The sequence below is a fragment of the Geodermatophilus africanus genome, assembly GCF_900107105.1.
GTDB classification, from domain to species: domain Bacteria; phylum Actinomycetota; class Actinomycetes; order Mycobacteriales; family Geodermatophilaceae; genus Geodermatophilus; species Geodermatophilus africanus.
Genome location: NZ_FNOT01000005.1, coordinates 169,482 through 184,881 on the forward strand (window position 1 = coordinate 169,482; position 15,400 = coordinate 184,881).

General features: G+C 75.6%; 14 protein-coding genes, 1 pseudogene and 1 riboswitch. Of the genes and pseudogenes, 8 read left to right on the plus strand and 7 right to left on the minus strand.

Features of this window, described 5'->3' with window-relative positions:
* Nucleotides 1-13: 13 nt before the first annotated feature.
* Nucleotides 14-2,008, minus strand: a complete 1,995-nt coding sequence (gene pknB, locus BLW63_RS10985; RefSeq protein ID WP_170856730.1) for a Stk1 family PASTA domain-containing Ser/Thr kinase — start codon at nucleotides 2,006-2,008, stop codon at nucleotides 14-16.
* Between the two features lie 335 nt (nucleotides 2,009-2,343).
* Nucleotides 2,344-3,813: a glycine hydroxymethyltransferase gene (locus BLW63_RS10990; protein ID WP_091155379.1), complete on the minus strand. Its 1,470-nt coding sequence runs from the start codon at nucleotides 3,811-3,813 to the stop codon at nucleotides 2,344-2,346.
* 27 nt (nucleotides 3,814-3,840) lie between these two features.
* Nucleotides 3,841-3,925: riboswitch (ZMP/ZTP riboswitch) on the minus strand.
* 75 nt (nucleotides 3,926-4,000) lie between these two features.
* On the opposite strand from BLW63_RS10990, the gene BLW63_RS10995 reads away from it, so the two are divergent.
* From BLW63_RS10995 to BLW63_RS27925, 3 genes and pseudogenes are all read left to right on the plus strand, one after another.
* Nucleotides 4,001-4,324: an Rv2175c family DNA-binding protein gene (locus BLW63_RS10995; RefSeq protein WP_091155383.1), complete on the plus strand. Its 324-nt coding sequence runs from the start codon at nucleotides 4,001-4,003 to the stop codon at nucleotides 4,322-4,324.
* A 10-nt stretch (nucleotides 4,325-4,334) separates the two neighbouring features.
* Nucleotides 4,335-4,709 (plus strand): lycopene cyclase domain-containing protein, encoded by a 375-nt coding sequence (locus BLW63_RS11000; RefSeq protein ID WP_091155386.1) that lies wholly within the window; start codon nucleotides 4,335-4,337, stop codon nucleotides 4,707-4,709.
* Nucleotides 4,706-4,915 (plus strand): annotated as a pseudogene (locus BLW63_RS27925) (lycopene cyclase domain-containing protein); the annotation flags it as partial. The gene BLW63_RS11000 and the pseudogene BLW63_RS27925, both read left to right, overlap by 4 nt.
* Here BLW63_RS27925 and BLW63_RS11010 read toward each other — a convergent pair.
* Genes BLW63_RS11010 through BLW63_RS11020 form a run of 3 tightly spaced genes read right to left on the minus strand, consistent with a single transcriptional unit; the run spans nucleotide 4,912 to nucleotide 8,473 of the window.
* The gene (locus tag BLW63_RS11010) at nucleotides 4,912-5,865 is read right to left on the minus strand and encodes a phytoene/squalene synthase family protein (RefSeq protein ID WP_211517081.1); all 954 of its coding nucleotides are present in this window, start codon (nucleotides 5,863-5,865) and stop codon (nucleotides 4,912-4,914) included. The pseudogene BLW63_RS27925 and the gene BLW63_RS11010 overlap by 4 nt on opposite strands.
* Nucleotides 5,862-7,346 (minus strand): phytoene desaturase family protein, encoded by a 1,485-nt coding sequence (crtI, locus tag BLW63_RS11015; RefSeq protein ID WP_091155393.1) that lies wholly within the window; start codon nucleotides 7,344-7,346, stop codon nucleotides 5,862-5,864. Before crtI ends, BLW63_RS11010 begins: the two co-directional genes overlap by 4 nt.
* Nucleotides 7,346-8,473 (minus strand): polyprenyl synthetase family protein, encoded by a 1,128-nt coding sequence (locus BLW63_RS11020; RefSeq protein WP_091156145.1) that lies wholly within the window; start codon nucleotides 8,471-8,473, stop codon nucleotides 7,346-7,348. Before BLW63_RS11020 ends, crtI begins: the two co-directional genes overlap by 1 nt.
* 179 nt (nucleotides 8,474-8,652) lie before the next feature.
* On the opposite strand from BLW63_RS11020, the gene metF reads away from it, so the two are divergent.
* Nucleotides 8,653-9,555, plus strand: a complete 903-nt coding sequence (gene metF / locus BLW63_RS11025; protein ID WP_091156148.1) for a methylenetetrahydrofolate reductase [NAD(P)H] — start codon at nucleotides 8,653-8,655, stop codon at nucleotides 9,553-9,555.
* Here metF and BLW63_RS11030 read toward each other — a convergent pair.
* Nucleotides 9,549-10,208: a hypothetical protein gene (locus tag BLW63_RS11030; RefSeq protein ID WP_091155397.1), complete on the minus strand. Its 660-nt coding sequence runs from the start codon at nucleotides 10,206-10,208 to the stop codon at nucleotides 9,549-9,551. The two genes, metF and BLW63_RS11030, sit on opposite strands and share 7 nt — an antisense overlap.
* A 283-nt stretch (nucleotides 10,209-10,491) precedes the next feature.
* Nucleotides 10,492-11,232, minus strand: a complete 741-nt coding sequence (locus BLW63_RS11035; protein ID WP_244522499.1) for a hypothetical protein — start codon at nucleotides 11,230-11,232, stop codon at nucleotides 10,492-10,494.
* Between the two features lie 210 nt (nucleotides 11,233-11,442).
* On the opposite strand from BLW63_RS11035, the gene BLW63_RS11040 reads away from it, so the two are divergent.
* The 4 genes from BLW63_RS11040 (at nucleotide 11,443) to BLW63_RS11055 (ending at nucleotide 15,338) form a co-directional block, all read left to right on the plus strand.
* Nucleotides 11,443-12,387 (plus strand): DUF808 domain-containing protein, encoded by a 945-nt coding sequence (locus BLW63_RS11040; RefSeq protein WP_091155400.1) that lies wholly within the window; start codon nucleotides 11,443-11,445, stop codon nucleotides 12,385-12,387.
* Nucleotides 12,388-12,505: 118 nt separating this feature from the next.
* The gene (locus BLW63_RS11045; RefSeq protein ID WP_091155404.1) at nucleotides 12,506-13,612 is read left to right on the plus strand and encodes a sigma-E factor regulatory protein RseB domain-containing protein; all 1,107 of its coding nucleotides are present in this window, start codon (nucleotides 12,506-12,508) and stop codon (nucleotides 13,610-13,612) included.
* A 5-nt stretch (nucleotides 13,613-13,617) separates the two neighbouring features.
* A complete protein-coding gene (locus BLW63_RS11050; RefSeq protein ID WP_170856731.1) occupies nucleotides 13,618-14,529 on the plus strand; it encodes an ABC transporter ATP-binding protein in 912 nt (303 codons plus the stop codon).
* On the plus strand, nucleotides 14,526-15,338 hold the full coding sequence (locus tag BLW63_RS11055; RefSeq protein WP_091155411.1) for an ABC transporter permease: 813 nt from the start codon (nucleotides 14,526-14,528) through the stop codon (nucleotides 15,336-15,338). The genes BLW63_RS11050 and BLW63_RS11055 overlap by 4 nt, the downstream gene beginning before the upstream one ends.
* The last annotated feature ends 62 nt before the right edge of the window (nucleotides 15,339-15,400 follow it).

The following is a 15,400-nucleotide window of genomic DNA, read 5'->3' on the forward strand; positions in this document are numbered from 1 at the left end:
GTGCGCAGTGTCCTCAGTCCTGTCCGAACGACAGCAGGATGGTCACCGACGTGCCGATGTCGACCGTCTGCCCGGCGGCCGGGCTCTGGCGGATCACCCGGTCGCCGAAGAACTGGCTGACCTGCACCTGCAGACCGGCCTGCTGGAGCAGCGCGGTCGCCTCCTGCTGGCTGCGGCCGACCACGTCGGGCACCTGCACCTGCGGCAGCCCGATCGACACCTGCAGGGTGACGGTGCTCTTGTAGGCGGCCTGCTGGCCGGTGGCCGGGGTGACCGCCATGACCTCGCCGGGGTCGACGTCGGCGCTGCGGCCCTCGGTGCGCTCGACGGTGAAGCCGAGCGCCGTCAGGTTGGCCGTCGCCTCCTCGGGCGAGAGCCCGACGACGGCGGGCACGGCCACCGGCTCGTGTCCGCGGCTGACGTAGATGACCAGTTCCTGGTCGCGCATGAGCTCGGTGCCGGCCTCCGGCTTGAAGCCGGTCACGTGGCCGACCGGCACGTCGTTGTCGTAGTCCTGCACCTCGCTGGTGACCACCGGGACGTTCCGCAGCTCGGCGCGGACCTCGTCCAGCGGGCGGCCGACGAGGGACGGAGAGGCCTCGAACCGCTCCGGGCCCTGGGAGACGACCAGCCGGACGTCGCTGCCGCGGATGGCCTCGCCGCCGTCGGGCAGGGCGGAGATGACCACGCCCTCGGCGACGTCCTCGCTGAACTGCTCCTCGCAGCAGTCAGGCGTCAGCCCGGCCTCCTGAAGCAGGTCGATGGCGGCCGCCTGCTCCTTGCCGGCCAGCTGCGGCACCGTCGTCCACCGCCCGGACCCCAGCCACCAGCCGACGGCGCCGATGGTGATCGCGGTGAGCAGCACCAGGGCGAGGGCGAAGCGGGCCCGGCGGCGGCGGATGTGCGCCGGCACGCCGGGGCGGACGCGCTCGGACGCGGGCCGTCGAACACCGGGGTCGGTGCCGGACCCGGGGCCGGGCAGCATCGAGGTGCGGCTGCTGCCGCGGCCGGGGCGGGTGCCGCCGGGGCCGAGCACCTCGGTGCGCGGGGCGCCCGGCTCGCCGGTGTGCCGCGTCGGCCGGCTGGGCCGGTTGGTCGGCCGCAGCGTCTCGGCGGTCGCGGTGCTGCGCCCGGTGGGCACCGGCACGCGCTCGATGCCGAGGTCGGTGCGCACGTCCTCGAGGTCGGCGAGGAACGCGCCCGCGTCCAGCGGGCGGATCGCGGGCTCGCGGCGGGTGGTGCGCGCGACCAGCTCGTCGACCTCCCAGGGCAGGCCGGGCACCTCGTCCGAGGGAGTGGGCATGTCGTGGTGCACGTGCTGGTAGGCCACGGCCAGCGGGGTGTCGCCGCCGTAGGGCGGGTGACCGGTGAGCATCTCGTAGAGGACGACGCCGGCGGCGTAGACGTCGCTGCGGGCGTCGGCCTTGCCCCGCTCCAGCTGCTCGGGGGAGAGGTAGGCGACGGTGCCGATGAGCACGCCGCCGGTGTGGCTGGTCTGCCCGGTGCCGGTGAGCGCGCGGGCCAGGCCGAAGTCGGCGACCTTGACCACGCCGTCGGCGCCGATGAGCACGTTCTCGGGCTTGATGTCGCGGTGCACGATTCCGGCGCGGTGCGCGGCGGTCAGCCCGGCGAGCACCGGCTCCAGGACGGCGAAGGCCTCGGCGACGGTGAGCCGGCCGCGGGCCTGCAGCAGGTCGCGCAGCGTGCGGCCGCGGACCAGCTCCATCACCAGGAACACCAGGCCCTGGTCGCTGCCCTGGTCGCTGACGGAGACGACGTTGGGGTGGCTGAGCATCGCCGCGGCCCGCGCCTCGCGGGTGAACCGGTCGACGAACGTCGGGTCGTGCGCCAGGTGCTCGGCCATCACCTTGACCGCGACGGTGCGGTGCAGCCGCAGGTCGGTGGCGGCGTAGACGGTGGACATGCCGCCCCGGGCGAGGCGCTCCTCGAGCAGGTACCTCCCCTCGAGGACGAGGCCGACCACGGGGTCGGTCACGGCGGTGTCCACCCGGCCGAGTGTAGGAGCGGGTCGGCGCTGCGCCGTCCGTACACGCGGAGCGCCGGTGGGTGTGACGGGTTCACCCGTCACACCCACCTCGGCGTCCTCCGGACGCCACCGCGGCCACGTGCCGTCCCCGGCCGGCGCGGAGCCCTACCCGTCCCGCCTCGGGGGAGCCTCCGGCCCCCCGCTCGGCGGAACCCGCGGCCACGTGCCGTGTCGGCCCCCTGCAGGGTCCCGCTGCGAGCCTGCGAGCGGTGGGGGGCAGGGGGTCCTTCGACCGTCCCGCCTCGGGGGAGCCTCCGGCCCCCCGCTCGGCGAGACCCTCGGCCGCGCTCCTTCCCTCAGAGCTCCAGGCCGGGGTAGAGCGGGTGGCGGTCGAGCACCTCGGCGGCCGCGTCGCGGGTCCGGTCGGCCAGGCCGTCGGCCGTGGCGTACTTCGCCTTGGACGGCGACCCGTCGCGGGTGGCGGTCGGCGTGGTGCTCGACAGGACGTCGACGATCAGCTCGGCGGTGCGGTCGAACTCGTCCGCCCCGAAGCCGCGGGTGGTGAGCGCCGGGGTGCCCAGCCGGATGCCGGAGGTGTACCAGGCGCCGTTCGGGTCGGCCGGGACGGCGTTGCGGTTGGTCACGATGCCGGCGTCCAGCAGCGCGGACTCCGCCTGGCGGCCGGTGAGGCCGAACCCGGAGACGTCGACGAGCACGATGTGGTTGTCGGTGCCGCCGGTGACCAGCGTCGCGCCGCGGCGGGTCAGCCCCTCGGCGAGGGAGACGGCGTTGTCGACGATGCGCTGCGCGTAGCCGGCGAAGGCGGGCTGGCGGGCCTCGGCGAAGGCGACTGCCTTGGCGGCCATGACGTGCGGCAGCGGGCCGCCGAGCACCATCGGGCAGCCGCGGTCGACGGCGTCGGCGAACTCGGGCTGGGCCAGCACCATGCCGCCGCGCGGGCCGCGCAGCGACTTGTGCGTGGTCGTGGTGACGACGTGCGCGTGCGGCACCGGGTCGAAGTCGCCGGCGAACACCTTCCCCGCGACCAGGCCGGCGAAGTGCGCCATGTCGACGACGAGGGTGGCGCCCACCTCGTCGGCGATCTCGCGCATCCTCGCGAAGTCGACGCGCCGCGGGTAGGCCGAGTAGCCGGCCATGAGGATCAGCGGCCGGAACTCCCGGGCCCGCTCGCGGACGGCGTCGTAGTCGAGCAGCCCGCTCCCGGGGTCGGTGCCGTAGGAGGACTGCTCGAACATCTTGCCGCTGATGTTGGGCCGGAAGCCGTGGGTCAGGTGGCCGCCGGCGTCCAGGGACATGCCCAGCATCCGCTGGTCGCCGAGTTGGCGGCGCAGCGCCGCCCAGTCGGCGTCGGTCAGCTCGTTGACGTGCCGGACGCCGGCCTTCTCCAGCGCCGGGGCCTCCACGCGGGAGGCCAGCACCGCCCAGAAGGCGACCAGGTTGGCGTCGATGCCCGAGTGCGGCTGCACGTAGGCGTGCGGGGCGCCGAACAGCTCGCGGGCGTGCTCGGCGGCCAGCGCCTCGACGGTGTCGACGTTCTGGCAGCCGGCGTAGAAGCGGTGCCCGACGGTGCCCTCGGCGTACTTGTCCGACAGCCAGTTGCCCATGGTCAGCAGCACGGCGGGGCTGGCGTAGTTCTCGCTGGCGATCAGCTTCAGCGAGGCCCGCTGGTCGGCGAGCTCGGCGCCGATCGCGTCGGCCACGCGGGGTTCGACCGCACCGATCACCTGCAGCGCGCTGCGGTAGGCGGCCGAGGCGGTGGCGGCGACGGAGGAGGCGGTGGCGTCGGTCGGAGTGACGTCGGTCATGGAGGGCTCCAGCGCGAGGGGACGACGGGTGGGTGCCCAGGCGCCCGGCGGGGTGGTGCGGGCCGCTCCCCGGTGGTGGTCCACCTCAGCAGCGCCAGTCACGGCCCCGGACCATCGTATCGGGGAGCCGGAGGGCAGGTCGGCGTCCCGGGGACGGCGGAGCGCGGGGGTCATAGGCTCGGACGTCATGGAGACGCTCACCCCCGCTGAGGTCGCCGGCGTACTGGGGGTCTCGCCGAACCGGGTCCGCCAGCTGCTGCGCGAGCACAAGCTCATGGCCGTCCCCGGCAGCGGCAACAGCCGGATCCCGGCCGACTTCCTGCAGGACGGCACCGTCCTCAAGCACTTGCCCGGGCTGATCACCGTGCTCAAGGACGGCGGCTTCAGCGACGAGGAGACCTTCGAGTGGCTCTTCCGCGCCGACGACACGCTGCCGGGCACCCCGGTGGCGGCGCTGCGCGGCGACCGGCACACCGAGGTCACCCGGCGCGCCCAGGCCCTGGCGTTCTGAGCGTCGGAGCATGGGGCAGCTGACCTACCTCGCGCTGCTGGCCGGCTGCCTGGTCGTCACCGCGCCGCTGGAGCTGCTGCTGCGGGTGCGGGTGTACGCCCGCTGGCGGCGGCTGCTGGTCGCGGTGGCGCCGGAGTTCGCCGTCTTCGTCGTCTGGGTGCTGTACGCGATCGCGCAGGGACACTGGGACTACTCCGACGTGCTGACCCTCGGCGTCCGGCTGCCCGGGGGGATCCCGGTGGAGGAGGTGCTGTTCTTCCTCGTCGTCCCGCTGTGCTCGGTGCTGGCGCTGGAGGCGGTGCGCAAGGTCACCGGCTGGGACGCCGGCTACCCGGCCGCCGACAGCCTCGGGCAGATGAACACCGCCGAGGAGGCCGACGCATGAGCTACTCGGCTCTCGCGGTGATCGCCGTGGTCGCCGTCCTCGTGCTGGACCTCGCCGTCTACCGCACCCGGATGGTCACCCGGCCGGTGTTCTGGGTGGCCTACGCGATCATCATCACCTTCCAGCTGCTGATGAACGGCGTGCTGACCGGCCTCGAGGTCGTCACCTACGACCCCGACGCGATCTGGGGCCCGCGGATCGCCTATGCGCCGGTCGAGGACCTGCTGTTCGGCTTCGCCATGGTCACCCTGACCCTGGCCAGCTGGGCGGCGGTCAACCGGCGGGCGAACACCGCCAGGCGCCGCGGCTTCGACACCCGCACCCGGCGGTCGAGCACCCGGTAGTCGGCCCGCTCGATCTCGGTGAGGATGCCGCCGTAGAGGTCGGTCGCCGCGCGCACGCAGTCGCGGGACTCCGGCGCGAGCATCGGCGTACCCGGCGCGGCGTCGTCGTAGCGGCGGCGCACGATCGCGACCATCTCCCGCATCAGCGCCGCGAACCGGGCGTCGTGGCGCTTCTCGGCGAGCTGCTCGCGGGTGACGCCGTGCGCGGCCATGAGGTCGGCGGGCAGGTAGACGCGGCCGCGGTCGACGTCCTCGGCGACGTCGCGCAGGAAGTTGGTCAGCTGGAACGCCTCGCCCAGGGCGATCGCGTGCGGGGCGGCCTCCTCGCGGGCCACGCCCGGCGCGGTGCCCAGCACCGGCAGCACCTGGAGGCCGATGACCGACGCCGAGCCCCACATGTAGCGGTCGAGGGCGTCCATGTCGGCGTACCCGGTGACGTCGAGGTCGCTGGTCATGGCGGCCAGGAAGTCGACGAGGTGCTCGACGGGGATGCCGTACCGGCGGTAGGTGTGCACCAGCGCCAGCCGCACCGGGTCGTCGGACCAACCGGCCGCCAGCTCGGCGAGCACCGCCCGGGACCACTCGGCGAGGTCGCCGGCCGGGTCGGGGCCGGGGTGGTCGACGAGGTCGTCGGCGGTGCGCGCGGCGGCGTAGAGGGCGTGGATGGCCGGGCGCCGGTCGGCGGTGAGCAGCCGGGTGGCCAGGTGGTAGCTCTTGCCGTGCTCGGCGTTGATCGCGGCGCAGTGCCGGTAGGCGGCGTCGAGCAGCGCCTGCTGCTCGGCCCGGGTGCGTGGCGGGTCGGCGAGTGTCACCCGGTGATCCGTTCCGCCGCCAGCCGGCCGCTGATGACGACCATCGGGACGCCGACGCCGGGCTGCACCGAGGAGCCGGCGAGGACCACGTTCTCCGGGCCGCGCCGGGGCAGCGTCGGCGTCCGGAACGGGCCGGTCTGGCCGAAGGTGTGCGCCAGCGCGAACGGCGTCCCGGCGGCCATGCCCTGCGCCGCCCAGGTCAGCGGGGTGTCGACGTGCTCGACCTCGATGGCGCCGGTCAGCCCCGTCCAGCCGCGTTGCTCCATCACGGCCAGCACCTCGTCGCGGTGGCGGGGGCCCAGCGTCGTCCAGTCCAGGTCGGGGTTGCCGCCGCTGCGCGGGTCGAGGTTCGGCGTGGGCGCGACGATGCTGAGCACCTGGCCGCCCTCCGGGGCGAGGCTGCGGTCGGTGTGCGAGGGCATGCTCACCAGCAGGCTCGGGTCGGTCATCGGGCGGCCGTCCCGGGTGAGCTCGTCGAACACCTCCCGCCAGGCGGCGCCGAAGCTGATGGTGTGGTGCGCCTGGCCGGGCAGCTCGCTGTGGACGCCGACGTGCACCGCCACGCAGGACGGCGAGTACACCGGCCGCCGCACCCGCCGGAACCCCGGCACCAGCGCCTCCGGTCGGTCGACGGTGACGACGACGGCGTCGGCGGGCAGCCGCTCGCCGTCGTCGAGCAGCACGCCGGTGACCCGGGAACCGTCGAGCTCGAGCTCGCGGACCCCGGCGTCGTAGCGGAGCGCCACCCCCGCGTCGGCGGCCGCGGCGGCCATCGCCCGCGGGACGGCGGCGATCCCGCCCACCGGGTGCCAGACGCCGGCGCCGATGTCGAGCTGGGCGATGACGGCGTAGGCGGCGATCGCGCGGTAGGGCGAGACCCCGGCGTAGAGCGCCTGGAAGCTGAACAGCCGGCGCAGCCGGTCGTCGGTGAAGAACCGCTCGACGTGCCGGGACAGCCGGCCGAAGCCGCCGCGCCGGACCAGCTGCACGAGCTCGGGGCCGAGCAGGTCCAGCGGGGTGTCGAGGTTGCGGTCGATGAAGGTGGACAGCTGCAGCCGGTAGAGCGCGGCGAGGTCGGCGAGGTAGCGGCGCAGCGCCGCGGCCTCGCCCGGCCCGCACAGCGCCTCGACCTCGGCGGCGAAGGCGTCGACGTCGGCGTGCACGTCCAGGTGCGAGCCGTCGGCGAACTGCGCGCGGTAGGTGGTCGCCAGGGGGACCATCTCCAGCCGGTCCTCGAGCTTCTCGCCGACCGCGGCGAGGGTGTCGGCGACCAGCTCGGGGGCGGTGAACACCGACGGGCCCGTGTCGAGGGCGTAGCCGCGCTCCTCGATCCGGCCGGCGCGTCCGCCCGGGCCGGAGGCCCGCTCGACGACGGTGACCTCGCGGCCGGCGCCGCGCAGCCGCAGCGCCGCGGACAGCCCGGCGAGGCCCGCGCCGACGACGACGACGCGGTCGGTGCGCCCGGGGACGGTGCGGACCATCAGGCGGTGCGGGTGGTCGCGGCGACGGCCAGCGCGTCGAGCGCGGCCCGGGCGTCAGCGGCCAGCGGGGCCTCGGCGATCGCGGTGCGGGCCAGCGCGGTGCGCTCGGCGATCCGCTCCTCGACCTGCGCGCGGGCGCCGGTGCACTCGATCAGCGCGCGCAGCGCGTCGAACTCGGCCGGTCCCGCCGCCGGGTTGCCCAGGGCCTCGGCCAGCAGCCGCCGGCCGGCGTCGTCCGCGGCCTCCTCGGCCAGCGCCACCAGCAGCGTCTGCTTGCCCTCGCGCAGGTCGTCGTCGGCGGACTTGCCGGTGACCGACGGGTCGCCGAACACCCCGAGGACGTCGTCGCGCAGCTGGAACGCCTCGCCCAGCGGCAGCCCGATCGCGGTGTAGGTCTCGGCGGCGCGCTCGCCGGCGCCGGCGATGGCGGCCCCCAGCTGCAGCGGGCGCTGCACGGTGTAGCCGGCGCTCTTGTAGCGGGCCACGGTGAGCGCGCCCTGGGCGCCGGGCAGGCCGCCGGCGGCGCGCAGCAGGTCCAGGTACTGCCCGGCGGTCACCTCGGTGCGCATGGTGTCCCAGACCGCGCGGGCCCGGGCGAGCGCGGCGGGGGAGATGCCCGAGCAGCGCAGCAGCTCGTCGGACCACACCAGCGCGAGGTCGCCGACGAGGATCGCCGCGGCCACGCCGAAGGCGTCGCCGTCTCCGGCCAGCGCGCCGTCCCCGTGCCGGGAGGCGAAGCCGACGTGGGTGGCCGGGCGGCCGCGGCGGGTCAGCGCGCCGTCCATCACGTCGTCGTGCACGAGGGCGCTGGCGTGCACGAACTCCAGTGCGGCGACCGCCCGCAGCACGGCCTCGTCGGACTCCCCAGGTCCCTCGCCTCGGACGCCGCGCCACCCCCAGTAGGCGAACAGCGGGCGCAGCCGCTTGCCGCCGTCGGCCACGGCGCAGACCTCGTCGATCACCGGGAGCAGCGACTCGTCCATCGCCGCGAGCGTCTCCCGTTGCACCTCGAGGAAGTCCGAGAGGGCGGCCCACACCGCCGCGCGGACGCGGTCTATCTCGGCGGCGGCCGGCGGGGGCGCCGGGGGGAGGAGGGGTGTCTCGCGCTGCTGCGCCCCGGCGGTCACGGTCCGAGTATCGCGCGCGACCCGATCGGGTGCGGCCGGGATCCGGGCGGAGTCGGTCAGGGCCACGGGGTCTGCCTCCTGGGGCCGGGGTTGCGGCGGTGCCGGAGGACCTTCTGCGGCGGCGTGCCGGGCGGATGCAGCCCCGGCCGGACACCGGCGGGTCCGTATCCTCGCTGTCCATGACCCGGACCGTGCGCGAGCTGCTTGCCGAGGGCCGGCCGACGTGGTCCTTCGAGTTCTTCCCGCCCAAGACTCCCGAGGGAGCCACCCAGCTGTGGACGGCGCTGCGGGAGCTCGAGCGGCTGCACCCGTCGTTCGTGTCGGTCACCTACGGCGCCGGCGGGTCGACCCGCGAGGGCACCGTGTCGGTCACCGAGCGCATCGCCACCGAGACCACGATGACCCCGCTGGCCCACCTGACCGCCGTCGACCACAGCGTCGCCGAGCTCCGGCACGTGGTGAGCCGGCTGGCCGCTGCGGGGGTGCGCAACCTGCTGGCGCTGCGCGGCGACCCGCCGGGGGCGGACCCGCAGGCGGAGTGGGTGGCCCACCCCGAGGGGCTGACGTACGCCGCCGAGCTGGTGGAGCTGATCCGCTCGATGGGGGAGTTCTCCGTCGGCGTGGCCGCGTTCCCCGAGCGGCACCCGCGCTCGCCGGACTTCGAGACCGACGTCGAGATGTTCGTGCGCAAGTGCCGGGCCGGGGCCGACTTCGCGATCACGCAGATGTTCTTCCGCCCCGAGGACTACCTGCGGCTGCGCGACCGGGTGGCCGCCACCGGCTGCGAGGTGCCGATCATCGCCGGGGTGATGCCGGTGACCAACGCCCGGCAGATCACCCGCATCGTGCAGCTGTCCGGGCAGGCCTTCCCCGAGCACCTCGCGGCCCGCTTCGCGGAGCTCGACGGCGACACCCCCGAGGCGCGGGCGGCGGTGCGGGCCTACGGCGTCGAGGTGGCCACCGAGCTGTGCCGGACGCTGCTCGACGAGGGCGTGCCGGGCATCCACTTCATCACCATGAACCGGTCGACGGCGACCCGCGAGGTCCACGCCAACCTGGCCGCGGTCGGTTCGCCTCACTGAGCCGGGTCGGCCGGGAGGCTCCCGACCCGGGGCGGGGCAGCGTCCCCGGCCAGCAGCGCCGCGGTCTGCGCCGCCGCCCGGCGCAGGCCCTCCCGCTCCGCCGCGTAGCCGCCGACCGTGCCGACCACCGGCAGGTTCGACAGGGCGCGGTGCACCGGCCTGCCCTTGGGGCGGGCGTCGAGGGTGTCGTCGATGCGGCCGAGCAGCCGGGCGACCCGCCACAGCGTGCGGACGGCGCTGCGGTCCTCGCGCTCGCCGAGGACCTCGTCGGCGTACGCGCCCGGCGCCCGCGCCAGCAGCGGCCGCACCCGCTCGGCGGGCAGGTCGCGGTCGAGCAGCACCCGCGCCAGCAGCGACACCCGCTCGGCCTCGTCCTCGACGCCGTGCTCGGCCGCCACGCCGCCGACCACCACGGCCTGGACCGCCGAGCCCAGCGTGTTCTGCAGCGGCAGTAGATCGGCGAGCTTGCCGGCGAGGCGGGGGACGGCGCTGACGCCGGCAGCGACGCCGCCGACCCGCTCGGCCCACCACTGCTCGCGCTCGGCCTGGGGCAGCTCCGGAGGCCGGCCGAGCCGGCGGACCAGCGGGGTCGTCAGCAGGTGCACCCGGCGGAGGACGTCGACGACGACCGCGTCACTGATCTGAGGCGCCATGGCGTCGCTCTACCCGCGGGCGCGGCCGGGCCATGCATGAACGCGTTCCCGCGGGACCGTCGTCCATCGCGTCCGCCGGAACCCGAGCAGGTTCCGACCGAACGGTGCCACGTGATCGCGGCCGAGGACGCCGCCATCGGGTGGGGAAGTCTCGGCGCCTGTGACGCAGGGGAGCCGATGGGCGTTCCCGCGGAGACGCCGGATGCGGGAGCACCGTGCGGCTGCGGCGCGGTCCCGCTCCGGACCACGCCACGGGTGCACATCGCCGCGGCACCAGGACAGCTCAGCCCGGCGGCTCGGCCAGCGGGGCACGGGTGCGGGTCATCAGCTCGACCAGCTCGGTGACCGCCGCCCGCACCGCGGCGATCTGGTCGGCCACCGCGCCCAGGTCGCCGTCCCCCCGGCCAGGCAGCGCCGACGTCGCGGCCGTGATGCCGTCGACCTCCGCCGCGCTGCGCTCCAGCCGCTCCAGGTCGGCCAGCTGGCGCAGCTCGGCCGAGAGCAGCGCAGCTTGGTCGCGGTGGCGGATCAGCGCGTCGGCGCGGTGCCCGAGCCGGCGCGCGGCGGCCTCCAGCGCGGCGGACTGCCGGTCCCAGTACTCCGCCGCCGTTCCGGCCGGGCGCACCCCGAGGGACACGCGGGCCGACCGGATCCGCAGCGCGAGGTCGACGATGCGGTCGACCTCGGCCCGGCCGTCGAAGCGGCTCGCCGCCAGCAGCGGCGAGGACCAGGACGGCTCGCGCACCGTCTCCGCCCACGCCCGCCCGGCGGCCGCGGCGACCCGGGCCTCGGTGGTGTCCCACGCCGCGAAGGCCGCCTCGGGTGCCGGGGACGGCGGCTCGGGAGCGGGCGACGGCCGGCCCAGCCGGGCGCGGGCGGCCCGGTCCAGCCGGACGGCGGCCGCGCGCAGCCGCGCCCACCGCGACGTGGGCTCCCGCGGCGGCGAGCGGACGACGACCAGCCGGCCCTCGGTCAGGTACCGGTCGGGCCACAGCGCCGCGCCCTCGTCGTCCGCCGTCCCCATGGTCCTGCCCTCCTGCTGCGCTCGGTGAGCAACCCGTCGCTCCAGGGTGCCGGTCCTGGCCGCCGGAGGACGCACCCCCACCGGGCGTTCGGCGTGTCCCCAGCCGGGTAGTCCTGCGCAGGACGCCGGACGGGCAGTAGCCCGGTGCGGCCGGACGGACCACGATCACCGAGACTGCACACGAGTGCTGACCAACTGGGAGGACGTTCCGTGGCCGGTGGACTGGTAGCCCTGTTCGACGACGTGGCGGTCTTGGCGCGCGCCGCTGCCGCCTCCGTCGACGACATCGGGGCGGCTGCAGGACGAGCCAGCGTCAAGGCCGCGGGTGTCGTCGTCGACGACACCGCCGTCACACCGCAGTACGTGCACGGCCTGGCCGCCGAGCGGGAGATCCCGATCATCAGGCGCATCGCCCTGGGCTCGCTGCGCAACAAGCTGCTGATCATCCTGCCCGCCATCCTGCTGCTCAGCCAGTTCCTGCCGTGGCTGCTCACCCCGATCCTCATGATCGGCGGTGCCTACCTCTGCTACGAGGGCGCGGAGAAGGTCTGGCACAAGCTCAGCGGCCACCACGAGGCCCACGCATCGGAGGAGCAGGCGCTCCCGGACGAGAAGACGATCGTGTCCGGGGCCGTGCGCACCGACTTCATCCTCTCGGCGGAGATCATGGTGATCTCGCTGAACGAGGTGGCCGACGAGGGCTTCTGGTCCCGCACGGTGATCCTCGCGATCGTCGCGGTCGGCATCACGATCCTCGTCTACGGCGTCGTCGGCCTGATCGTGAAGATGGACGACGTCGGGCTGTCCCTGTCCCAGCGCCCGGGGAAGGGGATCTCCCGCTTCGGCCACGGACTGGTGAAGGCGATGCCGCGGCTGCTCACCGCCCTGACCGTGATCGGGACCGCCGCGATGCTGTGGGTCGGCGGGCACATCCTGCTGGTGGGCTCCGACGAGCTGGGGCTGCACGCCGTCTACGGCGCCGTGCACCACCTGGAGGAGTTGGCGCACGAGGCCACCGGGGCACTCGGCGGGGTCGTGGGATGGCTCGTCAACACTCTGGCCAGCGCACTCGTCGGGCTCGTCGTCGGGGCGCTGATCGTGCTGGTCATGAACCTCACGGTGCACCGGCGCAAGGCGCACACCGGCTCCCACTGACGCGAGCGGCCCCGTCCCGAGGCTCGCGCCGAGCTTGCGAGGCGTGAGGACGGGGTCCTTCCGCCTGCAGGGGGCCGCTGACGTCGTCCTCTCGGCAGCCGCTCGTACCGTGGGGCGCATGGCCGCACGGGGGTACGGAGCGACCCCGCGCTGGGCGGCGGTCGGCCTGCTCGTCGCGCTGCTCGTGGCCCTCCCCTCGGTGGTCGCGGCGCTGCCGGCGGACGACGCCGACGTCCCCGCGGCCGACCTGCGCGCCGCCGTCCTGGCGAGCGCGGACGTCGGCTTCTCCGGTTACGCGGTCTCGGCCGGCGGGCTCGCCCTCCCGGTGTCCGACCGGCTCACCGCGGTCGCCGACCTGTTCAGCGACCGCACGCTCGTCCGGGTGTGGTGGCGCGGCCCGGAGGAGCACCGGGTCGACGTGGTGACCGCGGCGGGCGAGACCGGCGTGCACCGTGACCCCGGCGGCACCTGGACCTGGGACTTCGAGGCCGCCACCGCCACCCGCGGCAGTCCGGCGTCCCTGGCGCTGCCCAGCCCGCCGGACCTGCTGCCCGCCGCACTCGGCCGCCGGCTGCTGTCCGAGGCCGCCGAGGACGAGCTCTCCCGGGCCGGCGCCCGCCGGGTGGCCGGCCGCGACGCCCTCGGCCTGCGGGTGGTCCCGGCCGATGCCGCCTCGTCGGTCGGCCGGGTCGACGTGTGGGTCGACCCGGCCAGCGGGCTGCCGCTGCAGGTCGAGGTGTTCGCCGAGGACGCCGACCTGCCGGCGCTGGACACCCGCTTCCTCGACCTCGACCTCGCCGTCCCCCCGGCCGACGTGGTCGCCTTCACCCCGCCGCCGGACGCCACCGTGCTCCCCGCACCCGACACCGAGGAGCTCATCGCGCAGGCCGAGGAGCGGGCGCCGGACGTCTCCCTGCCCGACGAACTCGCCGGCCTGCCGCGCCGGACCTTCGCGGGCGTGCCCGACGCGGTCGGCGTGTACGGCCGCGGGGTGACCCTGCTGGCGGCCGCGCCGTTGCCGGGCCGGCTGGCCGGGGGGCTGCGCGAGGCGCTCACCGCCAGCCCGGACGCCGTGACCGACGAGCTCGGCACCCGGGTCGCCGCGGGCCCGCTCGGCCTGATGCTGGTCACCCCGCCCGACGGCCCGGCCTACGTGCTCACCGGCACGGTCACCCTCGACGCGCTCGCCGACGCCGCCCGCCGGCTGCCCGGGGCCGCGTCGTGACCGCGGTGATCCGCACTCGAGGCCTGGTCAAGCGCTACGGCCGGCTGCGCGCGGTCGACGGCATCGACCTCGACGTCCGGGCCGGCGACGTCTACGGCTTCCTTGGCGCCAACGGCTCGGGCAAGACGACGACCGTGCGGGTGCTGCTCGGCCTGGTGCTGCCGACCGCCGGCGAGGTCGAGCTGCTGGGCGAGCGGATGCCGCGGGCCGGCCGCCGGGTGCTGCCCCGGGTCGGCGCGGTGGTGGAGGGGCCGGCGCACCACGGGCACCTGTCCGGCCGGGCCAACCTCGCGCTCATCGACGCCGCCGGGCCGGGCGGCTCCCGGCGCACCCGCCGCGCCCGGATCGGGGAGGTGCTCGACCAGGTGGGCCTGGGCGGCATCGACCGCCGGCCGGTGCGCGCCTACTCCCTCGGCATGCGGCAGCGGCTCGGGCTGGCCGCCGCGCTGCTGCGCCGTCCCGAGCTGCTGGTACTCGACGAGCCGACCAACGGCCTGGACCCCCAGGGCATCACCGAGATCCGCGAGCTGCTGCTCGAGCTGCACCGCGGCGGGACGACGGTCTTCCTCTCCAGCCACCTGCTGGCCGAGGTCGAGCAGCTGTGCACCCGCGTCGGCGTGCTCGACCGCGGCCGGCTGGTGCTGCAGGACGAGCTGGCCCGCCTCATCGCGCCCACCGGCGCGACGGTGGTGGACACCCCCGCCGCCGACCGGGTGCGGGCGGTGCTCGACGGCCGGGTGCTCGCCGTCGAGGGCTCGCGGGTGGTGATCCGCGGCGACGACCCGGCCGAGGTGAACGCCCTGCTGGTGGGGGCAGGAGTGCCGGTCACCGGGCTGGCGCTGCAGCGGCCCACGCTCGAGCAGGTCGTGCTCGCCGCGGCCGGCAGCAGCGCCGACCGGGTGGCGGCGGCCCCGTGATCGGCGTCGAGCTGCGCAAGCTGTTCCGCCGTCCGCGCACCTGGGTGACGATCGCCGTCCTCAACGCGCTGCCGGTGCTGGTCGCCGTCCTGGTGCAGCTGACCGACCTGGCGCCGCGGCCGGGGGAGGGGCCGCCGTTCCTCTCCGCCGTCCTCACCAACGGCGCGCTGTTCCCGCTGGCCGCGCTGGCCATCGTGCTGCCGCTGTTCCTGCCGATCGCGGTCGCGGTCGTCGCCGGGGACGCGGTCGCCGGCGAGGCGCAGGCCGGCACGCTGCGCTACCTGCTCGTCCGGCCGGCCGGGCGCACCCGGCTGCTGGTCGCCAAGCTGGTCGCGGTCATCGCGTTCGTGCTGGCCACCGTGCTGGTGGTCGCCGGCGTGGGCTACGTCGTCGGGACGACGCTGTTCGACGCGCAGCCCGTCGGCGGCGGGACGTCGGTGTCGGGCACCTCGCTGACGCAGCAGGAGCTGGCCGGCCGCAGCCTCATGGCCATCGGCTACGTGACGGTGTCGATGCTCGGCGTCGCCGCCTTCGGGCTGTTCTTCTCCACGCTGACCGACTCGCCGCTGGCCGCCGCGCTCGGCGCGCTGGCCGTGCTCGTCACCTCGTCGCTGCTGTTCACCCTGGACGCCGCCTCGCCGATCGCGCCGTACCTGCCGACCCGGTACTGGCTGGCGTTCGTCGACCTGTTCCGCGACCCCATCCTGTGGCGGGACGTCGTCCGCGGGCTGGCGCTGCAGGGCGTCTACGTCGGCGTGCTGCTGGCCGCGGCCTGGGCCAACTTCACCACCAAGGACGTCACCAGTTGACGGACCCCGTCCTCCCCACCCCTCGCAGGCTCGGGGCGGGACCCGGGACGGGGCCGCCCTCC